An 18,684-nucleotide genomic window follows, 5' to 3' on the forward strand; every position below is an offset into this window, starting at 1 on the left:
CTATAGCGCTTTTACGGCAGCCTTGAACTGGTTGCCGCGGTCTTCGTAATTCTCGAACAGGTCAAAACTCGCGCAGGCCGGGGAAAGCAGTACGGTGTCTCCCCGCTCCGCGATCTTGTACGCCACCTTTACGGCCTCGGACATGGCAACGGTTTCTACCAGCAGGTCTACGGCCCGGCCAAAGGCTTCCACAATGGGGGTGTTGTCTACCCCCAGGCAGATGATCGCCTTTACCTTTTCCCGTACCAGGGGCATCAGGGCGCTGTAGTCGTTGCCCTTGTCTACCCCGCCCACTATCCAGATGGTGGGCGCCTTCATGCTCTCCAGGGCAAAATAAGTGGCATTCACATTGGTAGCCTTGGAGTCGTTGATGTACTGCACATGGTGGATTTTCAGGACGGGCTCCAACCGGTGGGGCGCCCCCTGGAAATTGGCCACGCTCTGGCGGATGGTTTCTTTACGGATGCCCAGCAAACGGGCAACCGTGGCCGCAGCCATGGTATTTTTTACGTTGTGGCGGCCCTGCAGGGCCAGAGATTCGGTGCTCATGAGCAAGGTGTCGTTTTCTGTTTGATTTGTCTTAATTGCCAGGTGCTGCCCTTCCAGCCATGCGCCTTCGGGCAACGGTTGCTCCAGGGAACAGGCCCAGCATTTGGGGGCCAGCTCTGCGGGATGCAGGTTTTCGGACAACACGGGGTCGTCCAGGTCGTAAATAAGGTGGTCCGCTCCGGTCTGGTTTTCCGCCAGGCGCAACTTGGCCTGGATGTACCGCTCCATCTGGTAGCCGTAACGGTCCAGATGGTCCGGGGTAATGTTGGTGATCACCCCGATGTGGGGGCGGAAGGCCATGATGCCGTCCAACTGGAAGCTGCTTACTTCCAGTACGTAAACCGGGTGCGGGTCCTCGGCCACCATACGGGCAAAGCTGTTGCCGATGTTCCCGGCCAAACCCGCCTGCAATCCGCCCTGGGTTAGCAGGTGGTGGGTAAGCAGGGTAGTGGTGGTTTTCCCATTGCTCCCGGTAATGGCCACCAGGGTGGCATCGCAGAACCAGGAGGCAAATTCGATCTCGGAAATGACCGGCGTACCCTGGGCCACCAGGGCCTGCACCAGGGGTACGGTATCCGGGATGCCGGGCGATTTCACACAGAGGTCTGCCTTAAGGACGCGGGCCTCGGTATGCTGCCCCTCTTCCCAGGGGATGCCAGCATCCTCCAGTAGTTTCTTATACTCCGGGGCAATGGCGCCTTTGTCCGAGACAAAGACCTCATAGCCCTTTTGTTTCCCCAAAAGGGCCGCTCCGGTCCCACTCTCCCCAGAGCCCAGGACAATAAGCCGGCCGCCTTTTTTCAGGGCCTCCACCTTCCTATGTGTTTTGGGCTGTACCATCTATCGCACTTTCAGGGTTACGATGGTTACAATGGCGAGCAGGATGCCGATAATCCAGAAACGGGTCACGATCTTACTTTCGTGGTAGCCCATCTTCTGGTAGTGGTGGTGCAGGGGAGCCATCCGGAAAATGCGCCGGCCCTCCCCGGTTTTGCGTTTGGTGTACTTGAAATAACTGACCTGCAGCATGACTGACAGGGACTCTGCGAAGAAGATTCCACACAGAATTGGGATCAGCAATTCCTTCCGTACGATCAGGGCTATTACGGCAATGACCCCGCCAATGGTGAGGCTGCCCGTATCGCCCATAAAAATCTGGGCAGGAAAGGCGTTGTACCACAGAAAACCCACCAGAGCTCCCACAAAGGCGGCAATAAACACCACCAGTTCCCCGGCCCGGGGAATAAAGAAGATATCCAGGTAATCGGAGAAAATCACGTTCCCGGAAACCCAGGCAAAAATGCCCAGGGTCAGGACGATAATGGCCGAGGTGCCTGCGGCCAGCCCGTCGATACCGTCGGTGAGGTTGGCGCCGTTGGAAACAGCCGTGACAATAAAGATCACAATGGGGATGAAGATAAGCCAGGCGTATTGCTCGGCCCCTTCCCCCATCCAGGAGATCCAGCTGGCGTAATCGAGTTGGTTGTTTTTAAAGAAGGGCACGTTGGTTTTCAGGGATTTGACCTCGGCCCCTCCGGCCTCCCCGCCCATCACCACCTCCTGTGCCACGGGCGCTACGGCTTGTTCTCTCATGGTCACCTGGGGGTGGAAATACAGTACCGCCCCAACCATCAGCCCCAGCACCACCTGCCCGGTGACCTTGAACCGACCCTTGAGGCCTTTTTTGTTCTTGCGGAAAATCTTGATGTAGTCGTCAATAAACCCGATCACCCCCATCCAGATCATAGTCACGATCAAAAGGATGACGTAAATGTTATCCAGGCGGGCGAACAACAGGGTGGGAATCAGGGTGGAGCCGATAATCAGGATCCCGCCCATAGTGGGGGTCCCGGCCTTTTGCTGCTGTCCTTCCAGGCCCAAATCCCGTATGGTTTCCCCGATCTGCCGCCGGCGCAGGTACCCGATAACGCGTTTGCCGTATACCGTGGCCAGCACCAGGGACAACAGCACTGCCATGGCCGCCCGGAACGTCAGGAAGCGGAACAGGGTGGCTCCGGGGAACTGGTAGGCTTGCTCCAGGTATTCAAACAGGTAATACAGCATAGTGTTTCTTTCTTTTCGTTGGGGTTACCGTTTCGAGTTCCGGTTTCCGGCCTCTTCCGATGCCAGGTCCTCCAATACCTCCCGGACCCTCTTGAAATCGTCAAAATCCCTGCGGACCCCGGCGATTTCCTGATAGGTTTCGTGGCCTTTGCCGGCCACCAGGATGATGTCCCCCGGGGCCGCCAGTTTACAAGCCGTGCGAATGGCCTGGGCCCGGTCCGTGATAGACAGGACTTTTCGCACATGCTGGGGCTCTACCCCTTTTTCCATTTCGGCAATGATGGTTTCCGGGTCCTCGGACCTCGGGTTGTCCGAGGTGAAGATGGTGGTGTTACTCATTTCCGATGCGATATGACCCATTACCGGACGCTTAGACTTGTCGCGATCACCACCACACCCCACTACGGTGATGACGCTTTCATTTCCAGTCCTCAATGCGCCAATGGTCGTCAGCACATTTTTTAAGGCGTCCGGCGTATGGGCATAATCAACAATAGCCGTTATACGCTGCCCGGAGATAAAATACTGGAAGCGCCCGTCTACGGTTTGCAGGCCGCTGAGCAACTTCAGGATCTCCAGGGTTTCCAGCCCCAGGAGGCTGGCTGTGGCATAGATTGCCAGAATATTGTAGGCATTAAAGGACCCGATCAGTTTGGTCCACACCTCATTCTCCTGGATTTTCAGCAACTGCCCGTCCAGTTGTTGCTCCAGGATCTGCGCCCGGAAATCCGCATAGGACTTGAGCGCATAAGTATATTTTCGGGCGCGGGTGTTCTGGATCATGAACAACCCGTTTTTGTCGTCTGCATTGGTAAGCGCAAAGGCCGTGGGCGGCAGGTCGTCAAACAACCGCTTTTTGGTATCGCGGTAGGCTGCAAAGGTTTTGTGGTAGTCCAGGTGGTCGTGGGAAAGGTTGGTAAAGATGGCCCCGTGGAACCGCAGTCCGGCCGTACGCCCCTGGGCAATCCCGTGGGAACTTACTTCCATAAAACAATACTCCACCCCTTCCTGGCTCATCTCTGCCAGGTATTTGTTGATGGACAGGGCATCCGGGGTGGTATGGGTAGCCGGGTGTTCGGTTTCGTCCACCAAGACGCGGATCGTGGAAAGCAGGCCCACCTTGAAGCCCGCCGCCTTGAACAGCTGGTAGAGCAGGCTGGTAACCGTGGTTTTGCCGTTGGTACCCGTTACCCCGACCAGTTTGAGGTTGGCAGACGGGTTGCCATACTGGTTAGACGCCATTACGGCAAGCGCCTGTTGGGAATCGGCCACCTCCACATAGGTCACCCCTTCCTGAAGGGCCTCGGGCAGGGCTTCGCAGATCACGGCCCGGGCTCCGTTTTTTACGGCCGCATCGATAAAATCATGACCATCCGAAAGGGTGCCCCGGATCGCCACAAAGGCATCGGCACTGCCGGCTTTGCGGGAGTCGAAGCACAGCCCGCCCACCGGGATGGCGGTACTTCCGCTCACTGCCCGCAGGGCTACGCCGTATAAAAGGTCTTTCAGCGGCTTCATGACAATTCCAGTACGATGCGTTTCACTTTTTTCAGGTCTGTTCCCTTGGAAACGGACTGGCGACGGACCTTGCCGTTGCCGCGGATCTCCACCTCAACCCCCAGGTTTTCCAGGATGGAAAGGGCGTCCATCCCGCTCATCCCCCGTAGGTCCGGCAGGGTCTTTAGGGGTTCGCGAACTTTTTCGAAATAGGCCTGGTATTCCTGCTCCAGTTCCGGGGTTTCCAGCCCCAGGCGCTCCAGCCGCTCTTCAATGGGCTGGTTGGCGATGATTTTCTGGGCCACGGAGCGGAATACGGGCCCGGACACATCGGCCCCGTAATACCCCCGCGCCTTATCCGGCTCGTGAATCACCACAATACAGGAATACTGCGGGTTTTCTGCCGGGAAATACCCCGCAAACGTGGAGATATAGGCCAGTTTCTCAGGGTCCCGCTGGGCGTAATTCTTCTGGGCCGTGCCGGTCTTGCCCGCCATGGACAGATAGGGGGTCTCCAGACGGTGACCGGTACCGTGGGGCATGGCTACCACATTGCGCAGCAACTGCTGCACCTTGGCCACGGTTTGTTTGGAACAGACGGCAGGGTTCAGGACTTCCTTTTCGAAGCGGCGCACCGTCCGGTCCCATTCCCGTACTTCCTTGATCAGGCGCGGGCGCACCAGCTCCCCGCCGTTGGCAATGGCATTGTAAAAAGCCAGGGTCTGCAGGGGAGTCATGGACACCTCGTACCCGTGCGACATCCAGGCCAGGGAAATTCCGGACCAGCCCTTGTCTCCGGGGCTCCGCAGCACAGGCTGTCCTTCACCCTTGATGGGCAGGCCCAGGTCTTTGTGCAGCCCCATTTCCATCAGCCGGTTTACAAACTGCTGGGGATGTTCCTTATAGCCGTTGTGGATGATTTTGGCAAAGGCGGTGTTGGAGGAAACCTCGAAGGCCTTGCCCACGCTGATTTCCCCGTAGCCCCCGTGACGGGAATCCCGCACTACCCGGTCGTAGATGCGCCAGTACCCCTTCTCGGTATCCACTACGGTTGCCGTATCTACTATCCCGTCTTCCAATGCAGCCACCAGGGACATCAGCTTAAAGGTGGAGCCCGGCTCGTGGGATTCCCCAATGGCGTAATTCAGCCGCTCGTAATAGGTACCTTCAGAGGTGCGGCCCAGGTTGCTGATCGCTTTGATCTCGCCGGTAGCCACCTCCATGACGATCACGCTCCCATGTTCGGCCTGGTAGGCTTCCAGCTGCTGCAACAAGGCGTGGTGCGCAATATCCTGGATGTTGATGTCGATGGTGGAGATCACATCGTACCCGTCCTGGGGTTCAATGATGTTGTCCAGGCCAATGGGCTTCCACTGCCCTTTGGCTATACGTTGTTTAAGGCGCTTGCCCTCCATGCCGCGCAGGTAGTTCCCAAAGGCACCTTCCAGGCCTACCCGGGTGGCGTAGCCGTTTTCATCAAAACGCTCGTACCCCACGCTGCGCTCTGCAATCTTGCCCAACGGGTGTTCCCGTACCGTGCGCTGTTCAACGATCAGCCCCCCTTTGTACGGCCCTTTGCGGAAAAGCGGAAAGTCCCTGAGCGCAGTATATTCCGAATAATCGAGGCTGCGTGCCACCAGGGCGTACCGGTTCTGGTTGGCCCGGGCTTTGCGCAACAGTTTTTCATAATGGGTGGCCGGCTGCCCCAACAGCTTGCCCAGGGCAGCCGAAAGCGGCCCCACCCCTTCGCGGAAATCGGCATCTGAAACGGTTACCGCATCGAAGCGGATGGTGTATTTGGTCACCGAGGTAGCCAGCAGGCTGCCATCGTCCGAATAGAGGTTGCCCCGGTTCGGGGCAATGGTAAACATCTTTTCGGTGCGTTGCATGGCCAGTTCCCGGTATTTATCCCCGTCTACGGTCTGTATGTTCACCAGCTTGAAAACCACGGCCAGGGCAAACACAAAGAGGCCCCCGGCAACCAGGTACAAGCGGATCAGGATATGTTTTGGGGTAATGGCCAAGGTTTATTCGGTTGGGGTGACAATGAGTTTACGCGGCGGGGTCTGGGCTGGTAACAGGCCTACTTCCTGTACCCGCTGGCGGATGGCGGACTCCAGCTTGAGTTGCTGCACCCGGGAGCGGGTTTCCACAAACTCGCTTCGCAATTCCCGCACCTGATCGCTAAGCGCGGCAATCTGGTGGACCTTGCGGTCCGCTGCATGGGAACTGGCAATCATGGCCGTGGCCAGGGCGGAGAAAAAGAGGATGAACTTCCAGTTGCGGGAAGCATCGGCGCTAACCAAAAAGCGTCCTTTCAAAATGGCGAACAAACTCTGTTTCATGCGTTTTACTTTTTTATTTCGATTCCTGCCGTTCCGCTATGCGGAGTTTGGCACTTCGGGCTCTGGGGTTGATCCGGATCTCCTCCTCGGAAGGCACAATCAGTTTACCTACCGCCTTCAGGGGCCGGATAGGGTTTCCGTAGAAATCCTTGTCCACCTCCCCTTCAAACTTGCCTGCGCGGATAAAGCGCTTGGCCAGCCGGTCTTCCAGGGAATGGTAGCTGATCAGGCTCAGCCGCCCGCCCGTGCGAAGCAGTTCCGGGGTTTGTTCCAGGAATTCACGCAGCACTTGCAATTCCTGGTTTACCTCCATCCGGATAGCCTGGTATACCTGGGCCAATCCTTTATTTTCCTTTCCCCTGGGCATGCAGGGCTGTACCACCTCGCGCAAATCTGCCGTGGTACGCAGCGGCTCGTGCTCCCGCGCATTGATCAGCGCCCGTGCTACCTGGGCGGCGTTGCGCAGTTCCCCGTAATCGCGAAACAGGTCCCGCAACTGCTCAAAGGAATAGGTGCCCACAACGTCGCGTGCCGAGAGGCTCCCCCTGCGACTCATCCGCATATCCAGTTCCCCTTCCAGGCGAGTGGAAAACCCGCGCTCGGCCTGGTCGAACTGATGGGAGGATACCCCAAAATCCGCGAGGATTCCATCAACCTTCAGAATGCCATAGAACTTTAAAAACCGTTTCAGGTACCGGAAGTTTTCGTGGATCAGCATAAACCGATCATCTTCCGGGGCGTTGGCCAGGGCATCCTCATCCTGATCGAAGGCGATCAGCCTTCCGGCGGGACCCAACCTGCGGAGGATTTCCCTGCTGTGGCCGCCACCGCCAAAGGTGACATCCACATACACCCCGTCTTCGCGGATCGCGAGCCCGTCTACGGACTCCTGCAGCAGGACGGGGTTATGGTAAGGCGTCTCCGTCATCGCCCATCACCTCTTCGGCCAGGTCTGCAAAACCTTCAGCCGTTTCCTCCAGTACTTTTTCGTATCGGTCTTTATCCCAGATCTCCATAATATTTATGGCAGAAGAGAGTACCACTTCCCGGGCAATGCCCGCCACCTCTATCAGGTTCTTAGGGATAAGCAGGCGACCGGTAGCGTCGATCTCCACGATCTTCACCCCGGCGGTAAACCTGCGGATAAAATCATTGTTCTTTTTCTTGAACCGGTTCTTCCGATGCATTTGCTGCATCAGCTGGTTCCACTCGGACATGGGATACAATTCCAGACAGGGCTGAAACACAGAGCGCTTGATCACAAAGCCCTCATTGACCACAGGGGCCATCTGGTTTTTCAACGCCACAGGGATCATGACGCGCCCCTTGGCGTCGGCCTTACAATCGTATGTTCCCACAAATGTGATCACGGAAAAGTCTGGTTGATTCCTGTTATAAAACTCAAATATATAGAAATTATTACCACATTTTACCACAAATTACCACTTTGTGGATAAAATGCCGGATTTTAACGCCCTGAAGCACGTAACGTGCTGATTAATTGCATGCTCCGGGTGGGAAGACACCGCCTTCTCCACGCGCGCGGTCCGTGTGGAAAAACACACCGCACCCAGGCCCGCGCCAAGCCTTGCCATTAGGCGGAAATGCCTATATTTGCCACCTGACGACAAACCCCCGGGGATGGAAGAACACATCATTTCGGAAGGCGGTTACCGCTATATTGAGCAAGGCGAGGGCACCCCTATGATTATCCTGCATGGCCTTATGGGCGGCCTAAGCAATTTTCAGGGTGTTTCCCGGCACTTCCCCTCCCGCGGCTACAAGGTTTTGATCCCGGAACTGCCTATTTACGACATGCCCCTGATCAAGACCAACGTCAAGAACTTTGCGCGTTTCCTGGAGCGTTTTATTGAATTTAAAGGCCTGAAAGACGTTATCCTTCTCGGGAATTCCCTGGGTGGCCACATTGGCCTGCTGCACACCAAGATGTACCCGGAAATGGTTCGGGCCCTGGTAATTACCGGGAGTTCCGGGTTGTATGAAAGCGCCATGGGTGACGGATATCCCAAGCGGGGCGACTACGAATTCATCAAGAAAAAGGCAGAAGACGTTTTCTACGACCCCAAGGTTGCGACCAAGGAAATCGTGGACGAGGTATTTGCTACGGTGAATGACCGGATGAAACTGGTCAAAACCCTTTCCATCGCCAAAAGCGCCATCCGCCATAACATGTCCAAGGACCTGCCCAAGATGAAAACGCCCACATGTATTATCTGGGGCGAAAACGATACGGTTACCCCGCCGAAGGTGGCCGAGGAATTCCACCAGTTGTTGCCGGATTCCGACCTGTTCTGGATTCCCAAATGCGGGCACGCCCCCATGATGGAACACCCGGAGGATTTTAACAAGATCCTGGAAGGCTGGCTGCAGGCCCGGGGGTTCTGACCCGACCCCTCCCCTTAACCCCATACCGCCATGACGGTAAAAAGCGCCGAATTTGTTAAAAGCAGTACCCGTGCGGACCAGTGCCCCCAGGGTCACCTGCCGGAATACGCGTTTATCGGGCGCTCCAACGTGGGGAAGTCTTCCCTGATCAATATGCTTACGGATCGGAAGCATTTGGCTAAAACCTCGGGCAGGCCGGGGAAGACGCAATTGATCAATCATTTTCTGATCGACCGCCAGTGGCACCTGGTAGACCTGCCGGGCTATGGCTATGCCCGGGCCTCCAAAAAAGACAAAGCGGCCTTCCAGAAACTGATCCAGCATTACTTCCGGGAGCGCCCACAACTGATTTCGGCCTTTGTCCTGTTGGACCTGCGCCACCCGCCCCAACCCATAGACCTGGACTTCATGGCCTGGCTGAACAGCGAGGGTATCCCTTTCGGGATGGTCTTCACCAAGGGCGACAAACTCAAGGACGGTGCGCACCCCAGGCAGGTAGCTGCCTACCTGGAAGGGATGCGGGAAGCCGGTTGGGAAGAGACTCCCCCTTATTTTGTAACCTCCTCTACTTCGGGGTTGGGCAAAGAAGACCTATTGGGCTACATTGACCAGGTAAACCGGGAGTACCAGCAAGCCCGAAACCAAGGCCTATGACCCTATTGGTATTGCAACACCCCGGGTATAACCGGGTATTCTATAATGCGGCAGCCAACCTGGCCCTGGCCGAATTGGAACTGGCCTCCCGCCACCTGTCTGTGCCCTGCCGGCCCCCGGAAGCGGTGGAACATGCCGGGATCCGGTATCTTAAACTGGACCTGTACGGCGAACCCGTTGCCGCGGACTGGCAACTCCTTGGGGAACTTTCCTTTGCTTTCGCCTTTTATATGGACAAAGGTTCCCCGGAAGCCCCGTGCCTGCAGCCCGTGACGGTTCCATCTCCCGAATACCTGGACCCCAAGATCGGGTCCCTGCTGAAATACAAGGGTAAGACCAATGAGGATTTTACCCGGATGATGATCCGCCTGGCGCGTTGGAGCACCCGCCTTGGGGAGGATACCCCCTGCCGGTTATTGGATCCGGTGGCCGGAAGGGGCACCACCCTCTTTGAGGCTGGTGTGATGGGATGCGATGCCTTTGGAGTGGAACTGGACTCCAAGGCCGTACATGAAGGCGCTGTATTTTTTAAAAAATTCCTGGAACGGGAGCGTATCCGCCACTCGGCCGGGCAACGGCGGGTTGCAGGGGGCAGCAAGGCAGACGCCGTCTATATCCGGGAGTGGGAATACCACCCCCATGGCAAAGGGCAGGGCACCCGGAGCCTGGGCATGGTCCAGGGCGAAACCGGCCAGTGTAATGCCTATTTTAAAAAGAACTTCTTTTCCGTTATAGTGGGCGACCTGCCTTATGGTATAGCCCACACCTCCCGCAAATCCCGCCAGCAGAAAAGCGGCTCGCGAAACGTCCGGGATTTTGTGCAGGCCAGCCTGCCCGCCTGGGTGGAAGTCCTGGCCCCGGGCGGGGTAATCGCGCTTTCCTGGAATACCCTGGTCACGCCCCGAAAGGCCCTGGAGGCCGAATTGGAAACAGCAGGACTGGTCGTGCTCCGCGAACCCCCATACGATACGCTTGTACACCGGGTGGACCAGTCTATTGTCCGGGACGTGGTTCTGGCGCGAAAGCCAGGGGTGTAGCAAGGGGACGCCCCCCTGAATTCAAGATACCGGCATCGCCTGCAAAATCCTGGCAGCTCCTATTCCTGCAATGGGGTTTCGGGATAGCGCCCTACCTTGGTTGTGGGCGGGAGGGCGGGCCCTTTAACCTTTCCTTAGGCCACCTGTCCCCTTCCCTTTCCTACCTTTGCCTATCCAGACAACCCAATCCCGAACCCACTAAAAACATGAAAACCCTTTTCCACAAAGCCGATAGCCGGGGAGCGGCCAACCACGGCTGGCTCCAGAGCTACCACAGCTTCAGTTTCGCCAACTACTACAACCCGGAGCGCATGCAATTCGGGGCCCTGCGCGTACTCAACGACGACCGGGTAGCCCCGGGAATGGGCTTTGGCACCCACCCCCACCGCAATATGGAAATCATATCCATCCCCCTGGAGGGCGACCTGGAGCACCAGGACAATATGGGGAACACTACCGTGATCCGGGAAGGGGACATTCAGGTAATGAGTGCAGGGACCGGGGTAACCCATAGCGAATACAACAAAAACAAAGACCGGGAAGTAGCCTTCCTGCAGATCTGGGTGATCCCCCATACCGCCAATGTGGAGCCCCGATACGGCCAAATTTCCCTGGAGCCCGGGCAGACCCGGGGGCAATGGCACCCGGTAATCGGCCCGCACGGGGGGTTCGACGGGCTGTGGATCTATCAGGATGCCTGGTTCCATTTGGGGGAATTCAAGGCAGGCACCACCTCCGAATACACCCTGAAAAACCCGAAAAACGGGTTGTATGTTTTTGTGATCACAGGCAACGTTTCGGCAGGGGGCCAAACCCTGGACCAAAGGGATGCCCTGGGCGTATGGGACACTGGGTCCGTATCCTTTGAGTTCCTGAAAGATAGCAGGGTATTGCTGCTGGAAGTTCCTTTGGAACAAGGTGCCTGATACGGTCCGGAATGGGTTCTGGGTATCGGAAAATCTCCGGCCGGGGTTTGATATTTGTCATGATTTATTCGTAATCTAGAGCCTAATTTTATCGCTCACCTTTCAATCAGGAACTCAGATGGATCGCATTGCCAAAATACTTGTACCCTACGATTTCACCGAGGTTTCACGCCGCGCGCTGGATTATGCCGTTGCCTTTGCCGGGAACCGGCCGGACAAACACCTTGTGGTTTGCTTTATGCAGGAAACCGAAGACCAGCAGGTCCTTGAGGACGAATACGCAAAAATCAAAGCGGGGTTAACCAAGGCCTTTCGTGCCGAAATGTCGTGGGTAGCCTTTGCACCCCCTTCCGTAGACGGCCTGCTGAAGAAGTGCCAATGGGTACAACCGGACCTGATTGTTATGGGTACCTCGGGTTCCGAGGATCCCGAGGGCACCACCCACACCTCCCAAACCGTACTGGCTACGGAGTGCCCGGTACTGGTTATCCCCAAAGATGTAGGGGAAGAATTCCAACTTAAAACCATTGCCCTGGTTCTGGGGTCCAAGGAAATTGACGACCCCAAGGTACTGGGTACCCTGTTGGATATTGCCCGCACCTTTAATGCCAAGGTTCATGTGCTGACCATTGAAAACAAACCGGGAACCTACGGATATTCCGAGAGCGAGGAACGCAACGAAGAGTTGCTGGAATACTACCTGGAAAGTTTTTATTCCCACCACGTATTTATCGAAAACGAAGACGTGGTGAAGGGGATTTTCGACTATGTAGTTGAAAAGGAAATCGACATGCTGGCCATCCTGCCCCGCAACCACGCCCGAAAAGGCACGCCTTCCGAAGGCCGCCTGACCCGCCTGCTCACCCTGCAGACCCGGTCGCCCCTGCTGGCCGTAGAGCACTAAGTAACCGGTGATGTCCGTCCTTATCCTGATCCTGGGCCTGACGGTCCTGCTGTTCCTTTGGGGGAAATGGCCCCCGGATGTGGTGGCCCTGATGGCCATGATGGCCCTGTATTTCAGTGGCATCCTTACCCTTGGCGAGACCCTGAGCGGTTTCAGCAACCCCACCGTGATCATGATTGCCGCCCTTTTTATTATAGGTGAAGGGCTGGCACGAACCGGCTGGACCGCCCTGGCCGGGAAAAAATTTGTGGCCCTGGCCCGCAGGAGCGCCACCCGCCTCACGGTAATCCTGAGTGCGGGGTCCAGCCTCCTCTCCGGGCTGGTGAGCAATACGGGTACGGTGGCGGCCTTGCTGCCGGTGGCCGTGGCGGCTGCCTGGAGTGCGGGCACCTTCCCCTCCAAGGTCCTGATGCCGCTGGCCTTTGGCTCCAATACCGGTGGCCTGCTCACCCTTACAGGCACGCCCCCGAACATCATTGTGAGCAACGCCCTGGAAACCTCCGGACAGGAGGGGTTTGGCTTTTTCGAATTTGGCCTGATCGGGCTACCCCTGCTCCTGATTTCCCTCCTGTATTTCCGGTTTGTGGGGTTCCGGTTGCTACCGGGGAACCGCACCGCCAACCGCCCGGCCAGCATAGACACGGAAATGCACGGCTGGATAGAACGCTTCAGCATTGCTGAAAACGTATACCGCCTGCGCATCCGCTCCATGTCGCCCATGATCAGTACCCGGCTGGGCGCCTGGAGCCTGGAGGTTCAATACGGGGTACAGGTTTTGCGTCTGAGACGCCGCCACCCGCGCCTGCTGGAATCCGGTGCTGGGTTTGTGGAATTCCCGGACCCGGATACCGAACTCCGCTACCACGATGTGCTTACCGTTAAGGGAGACCCTGCCTCTGTGGACCGCCTCATGCAGGAAACCAAGCTGGGGTTGCTCCCGCAACCTTTCAACACCGAAGAACTACGCTCCGAATTCATTACCCAGGAGGTCGGGATGGCACAGATGCTCATCACCCCAAACTCCAGTTTTGTAGGACAACGGGTGGCCATGGGGGCCTACCTGAAAAAATATGGCATTCAGTTGCTGGGCGCCTCCCGCAACAATAAACCCCTGCCCGGCGCCGAAGTGGATATCCGTGCCGGGGATGCCTTCGTAATTCGGGGGTCCTGGGAAAATATGGAGCAACTCAAAAGCGTGTATCGGAATTTGGTAATTACCGGGAGTCCGGATGCCATGGCACGGGATGTGGAACAACTTACCCCGAGGTCCTGGATGGCCCTGGGAAGCCTGGTTTTACTGGTGGTACTCCTGGTACTGAATATCGTACCAGGCGCCATTGCCGCCCTGCTTTCGGCCGGGTTGGTGATGCTCACCGGCTGTGTCCCTATCAGCCAGGCGTACCGACGCATCAGCTGGACCAGTGTAATCATGATTGCAGCCATGATCCCCATGGGCCTGGCCCTGCAGAAAACCGGGCTGGCCTCGGATGCCGCCAACGCCCTGGTGGCCTCCCTGGGTCAAACCCACCCTACCCTGCTGTTGGCTGGGATCTTTTTGCTGACTACAGGCTTTAGCCAAACCATTAATAATTCGGCCACGGCCGTCCTGATGGCTCCTATCGCCCTTATGGCAGCAGCCTCCCTGGGGCTTTCCCCCCAACCCTTTCTGATTGCGGTGGCCGTGAGCGCCTCTACGGCCTTCCTGACCCCGGTGGGCACCACCACCAACGCCATGGTCATGTCCGCCGGCGGCTATCGCTTTACCGACTACCTGCGGGTGGGCTTTCCCCTGCTCCTCCTGTTTTTTACCGCCACCCTGATCCTGGTCCCATGGATCTGGCCCTACCGCTAACGGACAGGATTACCGGTGGTCGAAAGCCTCTCCAAGCATAGCCCTCGAATTGGGATTAATGTGTATTTTCGGGCGATAACTAAACCAAGCCTATGACCGCTAAAGCCTCCCCGTATCATCAATGGCACCACCCGTATAAACCGGCCGCGGCCTTTTCCACCAGAGTGGCCTATTTCAGCATGGAATTCGGGATCGACCAGGCCCTGAAAATCTATTCGGGCGGGCTGGGTTTCCTGGCGGGCTCCCACCTGCGCTCGGCCTTCGACCTGAAACAAAACCTGATTGGCGTGGGGATGCTGTGGAAATACGGGTACTACGACCAGACCCGCAATGCGGACCGCAGCATGCGCGCAGAACATATCCTGAAACGATACGATTTCTTGGAAGACACCGGCCTGGAGGTACAGGTAACCATCAACGACAACCCCCACGTAAAGGTGCGGGCTTATGTGCTTCGCCCGGAAATTTTCGGCACCGTGCCCCTATATCTGCTCTCCACGGACCTGCCGGAGAACGATCACCTTTCCCGCACCATTACCGACCGGCTATACGACCCCAATGACGAAACCCGGATATCCCAGAGTATTGTACTGGGGATTGGGGGGGCCAAGTTAGTGGAGATGCTGGGGGGCGCCCAGGTCTACCACCTCAACGAGGGACATGCCCTCCCGGCCTTTTACTACCTCAGGGACCGGGGCGTGGACTCCTCCCGCTTGGTCTTCACCACTCATACCCCGGAAAAAGGGGGCAACGAGGTACGCAACGGGTACCATCTGAACAACAGGGGATTTTTTGGCCGTACCCTCCCCCCTCCGCAATTGCAGCAGGAGCTGGTGGGCGACGAACTCAATTTTACCGTCTCTGCCTTGCGGCACAGTAAAAAAGCCAACGCCGTTTCCCGCCTGCACGCCAAGGTAGCCCAGGGGATGTGGGAGCCCTTTGGCCTTCAGGATAAAATCATCCCCATCACCAATGCCCAGCATCCGGGGTTCTGGACAGACCCGGCCCTGCGCAAGGCCTTCGAGAAAAAAAACCTCAAGGCCGTGGCCAAACGCAAACGCGAACTCAAAGCAGGCCTTTTCAACCGGGTGCTGGACCAGACCGGCAAGATGTTCGACCCCGAGGTGCTCACCGTGGTGTGGGCAAGGCGCTTTGCCGGCTATAAGCGGGCAGACCTGCTCTTGCGGGATTTTGAACGTTTTCAAAGGCTGATGAACCACTCCGGCCAAAAAATCCAGATTATCTGGGCCGGCAAGCCCTACCCGGAAGACTACGGAGCCATCCATGTCTTTAACCGCCTGGTGGAAGTGAGCTGGCAATTCCCCAACATGGCTGTCATGACAGGGTATGAAATGGAATTATCCCGTATGCTGAAGGAAGGTTCGGATGTCTGGCTGAACAACCCCAGGATTACCCGCGAGGCCTCGGGCACCAGCGGGATGACCGCCGCCATGAACGGGTCGGTAAACCTCACGGTTAACGACGGGTGGATCCCAGAATTCGGACGGCATGGGGAAAATGCCTTTATTCTGCCGGAGGCAGACCCCAACCAACCCCATCCGGTGCAGGACGATATGGATGCCCGCAACCTGTACCGCATCCTGGAGGAAGAGGTCCTGCCCATGTACTACCAGCATCCGGACGCATGGAATGCCCTGGTCATGCAGGGAATGGAGGATGTGGTTCCTGCCTTTTCCAGCCATCGGATGGCCACGGATTATTATAAAAAATTGTACAAGGGCTAGCCGATGGCATTGGGCTGCCCGGTGCTTTGAAGGGTAGCAAACCAAAATTCGCCTTCCAGGTCTATTTTTTTCCGGCGTCCCACTACAGCGGCAATGGGCAGGTAAACCAACTGATTGTTAACCAAACCTACCACAAAACGGGTCTTCCCCGCCATCGCGCCGTGCACGGCCTGGTAGGCCAGGCGGTTACAGAAGATACTGTCGCTGGCATTGGCCGGGGCCGAACGGATAATATAGCTGGGGTCGATGTACTTGATGGTCACTTCGGTCTGGCGCTCCCGGAAGTGGTCCGCAATGCGGTCCTTGAGCAGCACCCCGATATCCTGGTGTTTGATATTGCCGGAGGCGTCCCGCAGGGTCTGGTCCGTTTCGAACAGGTATTGCCCGGCGCCCTCGGCCACCACAATCACCGCGTGTTGCTTGCGGGCCAGGCGTTCTTCCAATTGTTGGAACAGGCCGTTTTCGCCCTCCAGGCGGAAGGGCATTTCGGGCACCAGCACAAAGTTCACCTCCGGCATCGCCATAGAGGCAGAAGCAGCAATAAAGCCGCTGTCGCGCCCCATGAGCTTGACCAGGGCAATCCCGTTATATGCCCCGGTTGCCTCATTGTGGGCATCCCGAATGATGGTCGATGCCACCGCATATGACGTTTCGAAGCCAAAGGATTTATCGATCAGGTCTATATCGTTGTCAATGGTTTTGGGGATCCCGGCCACGGCAATATTAAGGCCGCGTTTCTCAATTTCAGCACCAATAGCATCGGCCCCTTTCAGGGTGCCGTCTCCCCCGATGGTAAACAGCATATTCACCTTATGGGCCACCAGGGTGTCTACCATTTCCCCAACATCCTGGGCCCCCCGGGAAGACCCCAGGATGGTGCCCCCGAACTGGTGGATATCCCGCACTTTTTCCGGGTCCAGTTCCTGATAGGGATGCGGGCAATCCCGGGTGAGGCCTTCGAAGCCATAGGGAATTCCGAGAATGCGCTTTACTCCGTAGAAATAATAGAGTCCCATCACCAGGCCCCGGATCACGTTGTTGATCCCCGGGCACAACCCGCCGCAGGTTACGATGGCCGCCGTGGTCTCTTCCGGATTGAACAGGAGGGATTTCCTGGGGCCGGCCTTTTCCAGAGTCAGGGGCTGCCCTCCGCTCTCCTGCAGGTGCTTCCACTGTGCGGCGGTTACATCAAAAAGTACACGGTGGGAATCCTCTACAAAATTAAAAAGGTCATCCCCGCTCTCGCTGCTCAGCGGCAAAGGGGAAACATGGGATGGCGTTCCCAGTCGGCGGATATCAAATCGGTTGTCAGCACTCATCGTATAGTTCTTTTCCGGTTGGGGAGTTTATTTTTTGCCCCTCAATTCGAGTTTTTCCGCAAAATAGTCGCAGAAGTCCTTCATGGTCGCGGTCATTTTTTCGTCCTGGGTAGCCTTCATAAAGGTATCGGACAGGGCCACCAGGGTCTGGTGGAAAAAGATATTCATCTCATCCACCGGCATATCTTTGGTCCACAGGTCAATTTTCAGGGATTCGCGGTTGGCGCTGTCCCAGACCGATAGCAGCATGGCCTTGGCTTCTTCTTCGTGTATGCCCCCGTCCTGGGCAGACCAGTGGAGGGATTCCGGGACGCGGTTTTCATCCAGGGTAACTTTCAGCGTAATTTCGGAGGTATGCAGTTTGGACATCTTATTTGGGGGGTTTGTAGTTGGAGGCTTTAAACAGGGCTTCCCCGGGCATACGCAGGAGCTCCTGTAGGGAAACATCGTGGTTTTGGACAAAGGCCCGCACGATTTGCCACCCCATGTACCGGCCAATCCGACCAGGGGATTCGCGGTCCAGTTCCAACCGGAATTTACTGAAGGGGGCGGGTTCCAGAAAGCGCGGCCCCAGGGCCCGGTCTGTATTATACAGCAATTCCCGTTCAATAAAATAACGCCAGATCTGGGCTTCGTTGGTCCGTGCCCATTCCAGTTGCCCGGCCGAATAGCGGACCTTAATGGAATCCGGCACCAGCGGCAGCATCAGGTCTTTCAGGTAGAGTTCCTTCCCATAATACACCATCTGGGCTACAAAGGAGCGCTCCTGGGGGTAGGGAATTACCTGTTTGGCAAAGGCACTGGCCACATCGCTCACCAGGTATTCCGGCTGCAGGTCTGCTGCAATGTAGCGGTCCAGTCCCCCGTAAAAGCGGTGATTTTCCCCCAGGTAGTTGTCCAGGCCCAGCAACAAAAGGGTATCTGCCAGCAGGACCCGGTTCTGGTAATCCACATCTGTGGTCAGGGTGACCACATGGGGTACGGGCACGTCCGGGAAATAATAGCGTGCATGGCGGAAAAACCCTTCCAGCCCGGCCTGGTAGGGCCCGAAATCAGAGAAAACGGAATCTACGGCTTCCCGGAGTTCCACCTGGAGGGTATCCTGTTGCTTGGCCAGCCAGACGCTGTCCGGGTATTGTTCCGGGAACAGGTAGGGGTAGGTCTTTTTCAGGGCGGGCAGGCCCCCGGGTTGCATCGCGCCAAAAGCCTGGTCAAATCGGTCTACCTGCAGATCCAGGGGGATTTGCTGCACAGCTTCCAGTACACGGGGCGCCGGATCTGCACAGGAAAGGGCTAAAATGAGCAGGGCAAAAGGCAGGAGGGGTTTAAGTAATCTTCCCAAGGCTTCCTTATTAAGGGTACAGGTCTTATTTTTACAGGGTAAAG

17 protein-coding genes are annotated in these 18,684 nt (G+C 56.9%); 7 read left to right on the forward strand and 10 right to left on the reverse strand.

What is annotated here, in order from left to right; genetic code table 11:
• Genes murD through mraZ form a run of 7 tightly spaced genes read right to left on the reverse strand, consistent with a single transcriptional unit; the run spans position 1 to position 7,825 of the window.
• Positions 1–1,389, reverse strand: coding sequence for a UDP-N-acetylmuramoyl-L-alanine--D-glutamate ligase (gene murD / locus OZ410_RS00920; RefSeq protein ID WP_277706031.1), 1,389 nt, complete (start codon positions 1,387–1,389; stop codon positions 1–3).
• A complete protein-coding gene (gene mraY / locus OZ410_RS00925; RefSeq protein ID WP_277706032.1) occupies positions 1,390–2,613 on the reverse strand; it encodes a phospho-N-acetylmuramoyl-pentapeptide-transferase in 1,224 nt (407 codons plus the stop codon).
• 24 nt (positions 2,614–2,637) lie between these two features.
• Positions 2,638–4,131: a UDP-N-acetylmuramoyl-L-alanyl-D-glutamate--2,6-diaminopimelate ligase gene (locus tag OZ410_RS00930; RefSeq protein ID WP_277706033.1), complete on the reverse strand. Its 1,494-nt coding sequence runs from the start codon at positions 4,129–4,131 to the stop codon at positions 2,638–2,640.
• On the reverse strand, positions 4,128–6,134 hold the full coding sequence (locus OZ410_RS00935; RefSeq protein WP_277706034.1) for a penicillin-binding protein: 2,007 nt from the start codon (positions 6,132–6,134) through the stop codon (positions 4,128–4,130). Before OZ410_RS00935 ends, OZ410_RS00930 begins: the two co-directional genes overlap by 4 nt.
• Positions 6,135–6,137: 3 nt before the next feature.
• On the reverse strand, positions 6,138–6,455 hold the full coding sequence (locus tag OZ410_RS00940) for an FtsL-like putative cell division protein (RefSeq protein WP_277706035.1): 318 nt from the start codon (positions 6,453–6,455) through the stop codon (positions 6,138–6,140).
• 13 nt (positions 6,456–6,468) lie between these two features.
• Positions 6,469–7,383: a 16S rRNA (cytosine(1402)-N(4))-methyltransferase RsmH gene (rsmH, locus tag OZ410_RS00945; RefSeq protein WP_277706036.1), complete on the reverse strand. Its 915-nt coding sequence runs from the start codon at positions 7,381–7,383 to the stop codon at positions 6,469–6,471.
• Positions 7,361–7,825: a division/cell wall cluster transcriptional repressor MraZ gene (gene mraZ, locus OZ410_RS00950; protein WP_277706037.1), complete on the reverse strand. Its 465-nt coding sequence runs from the start codon at positions 7,823–7,825 to the stop codon at positions 7,361–7,363. The genes rsmH and mraZ overlap by 23 nt, the downstream gene beginning before the upstream one ends.
• Positions 7,826–8,096: 271 nt before the next feature.
• Between mraZ and OZ410_RS00955 the strand changes: the two genes are divergently transcribed.
• The 7 genes from OZ410_RS00955 (at position 8,097) to glgP (ending at position 15,979) form a co-directional block, all read left to right on the forward strand.
• On the forward strand, positions 8,097–8,861 hold the full coding sequence (locus OZ410_RS00955) for an alpha/beta fold hydrolase (RefSeq protein ID WP_277706038.1): 765 nt from the start codon (positions 8,097–8,099) through the stop codon (positions 8,859–8,861).
• Between the two features lie 30 nt (positions 8,862–8,891).
• Positions 8,892–9,515, forward strand: a complete 624-nt coding sequence (gene yihA / locus OZ410_RS00960; protein WP_277706039.1) for a ribosome biogenesis GTP-binding protein YihA/YsxC — start codon at positions 8,892–8,894, stop codon at positions 9,513–9,515.
• A complete protein-coding gene (locus tag OZ410_RS00965; protein ID WP_277706040.1) occupies positions 9,512–10,552 on the forward strand; it encodes a TRM11 family SAM-dependent methyltransferase in 1,041 nt (346 codons plus the stop codon). The genes yihA and OZ410_RS00965 overlap by 4 nt, the downstream gene beginning before the upstream one ends.
• Before the next feature lie 206 nt (positions 10,553–10,758).
• Entirely contained in the window at positions 10,759–11,478 is a 720-nt protein-coding gene (locus tag OZ410_RS00970; RefSeq protein ID WP_277706041.1) for a pirin family protein, read from the forward strand.
• 118 nt (positions 11,479–11,596) lie between these two features.
• A complete protein-coding gene (locus OZ410_RS00975) occupies positions 11,597–12,382 on the forward strand; it encodes a universal stress protein (RefSeq protein ID WP_277706042.1) in 786 nt (261 codons plus the stop codon).
• 10 nt (positions 12,383–12,392) lie between these two features.
• Positions 12,393–14,234 (forward strand): SLC13 family permease, encoded by a 1,842-nt coding sequence (locus OZ410_RS00980; RefSeq protein WP_277706043.1) that lies wholly within the window; start codon positions 12,393–12,395, stop codon positions 14,232–14,234.
• Between the two features lie 92 nt (positions 14,235–14,326).
• Positions 14,327–15,979: an alpha-glucan family phosphorylase gene (glgP, locus tag OZ410_RS00985; protein WP_277706044.1), complete on the forward strand. Its 1,653-nt coding sequence runs from the start codon at positions 14,327–14,329 to the stop codon at positions 15,977–15,979.
• On the opposite strand, the gene OZ410_RS00990 is transcribed toward glgP, so the two are convergent.
• From OZ410_RS00990 to gldB, 3 genes are read right to left on the reverse strand one after another with little or no spacing between them, the layout of a single operon-like run.
• Complete coding sequence (locus OZ410_RS00990; protein ID WP_277706045.1) at positions 15,976–17,298, reverse strand: ATP-dependent 6-phosphofructokinase; 1,323 nt, start codon at positions 17,296–17,298, stop codon at positions 15,976–15,978. The genes glgP and OZ410_RS00990 overlap by 4 nt on opposite strands.
• A gap of 27 nt (positions 17,299–17,325) precedes the next feature.
• Positions 17,326–17,667 (reverse strand): gliding motility protein GldC, encoded by a 342-nt coding sequence (gene gldC, locus OZ410_RS00995; protein ID WP_277706046.1) that lies wholly within the window; start codon positions 17,665–17,667, stop codon positions 17,326–17,328.
• Position 17,668: 1 nt separating this feature from the next.
• Positions 17,669–18,640 carry a gliding motility lipoprotein GldB gene (gene gldB, locus OZ410_RS01000; protein ID WP_277706047.1) on the reverse strand — a complete coding sequence of 324 codons (972 nt, stop codon included), beginning with the start codon at positions 18,638–18,640 and terminating at the stop codon, positions 17,669–17,671.
• Positions 18,641–18,684: the final 44 nt, after the last annotated feature.

The sequence above is a fragment of the Robiginitalea aestuariiviva genome (assembly GCF_029537735.1).
Taxonomy (GTDB): Bacteria; Bacteroidota; Bacteroidia; order Flavobacteriales; family Flavobacteriaceae; genus Robiginitalea; species Robiginitalea aestuariiviva.

Coding starts and splice junctions, on each gene's coding strand:
- murD (WP_277706031.1), bottom strand. CDS start 1,389: ATGGTACAGCCCAAAACACATAGGAAGGTGGAGGCCCTGAAAAAAGGC.
- mraY (WP_277706032.1), bottom strand. CDS start 2,613: ATGCTGTATTACCTGTTTGAATACCTGGAGCAAGCCTACCAGTTCCCC.
- OZ410_RS00930 (WP_277706033.1), bottom strand. CDS start 4,131: ATGAAGCCGCTGAAAGACCTTTTATACGGCGTAGCCCTGCGGGCAGTG.
- OZ410_RS00940 (WP_277706035.1), bottom strand. CDS start 6,455: ATGAAACAGAGTTTGTTCGCCATTTTGAAAGGACGCTTTTTGGTTAGC.
- rsmH (WP_277706036.1), bottom strand. CDS start 7,383: ATGACGGAGACGCCTTACCATAACCCCGTCCTGCTGCAGGAGTCCGTA.
- OZ410_RS00955 (WP_277706038.1), top strand. CDS start 8,097: ATGGAAGAACACATCATTTCGGAAGGCGGTTACCGCTATATTGAGCAA.
- yihA (WP_277706039.1), top strand. CDS start 8,892: ATGACGGTAAAAAGCGCCGAATTTGTTAAAAGCAGTACCCGTGCGGAC.
- OZ410_RS00965 (WP_277706040.1), top strand. CDS start 9,512: ATGACCCTATTGGTATTGCAACACCCCGGGTATAACCGGGTATTCTAT.
- OZ410_RS00970 (WP_277706041.1), top strand. CDS start 10,759: ATGAAAACCCTTTTCCACAAAGCCGATAGCCGGGGAGCGGCCAACCAC.
- OZ410_RS00975 (WP_277706042.1), top strand. CDS start 11,597: ATGGATCGCATTGCCAAAATACTTGTACCCTACGATTTCACCGAGGTT.
- OZ410_RS00980 (WP_277706043.1), top strand. CDS start 12,393: ATGTCCGTCCTTATCCTGATCCTGGGCCTGACGGTCCTGCTGTTCCTT.
- glgP (WP_277706044.1), top strand. CDS start 14,327: ATGACCGCTAAAGCCTCCCCGTATCATCAATGGCACCACCCGTATAAA.
- OZ410_RS00990 (WP_277706045.1), bottom strand. CDS start 17,298: ATGAGTGCTGACAACCGATTTGATATCCGCCGACTGGGAACGCCATCC.
- gldC (WP_277706046.1), bottom strand. CDS start 17,667: ATGTCCAAACTGCATACCTCCGAAATTACGCTGAAAGTTACCCTGGAT.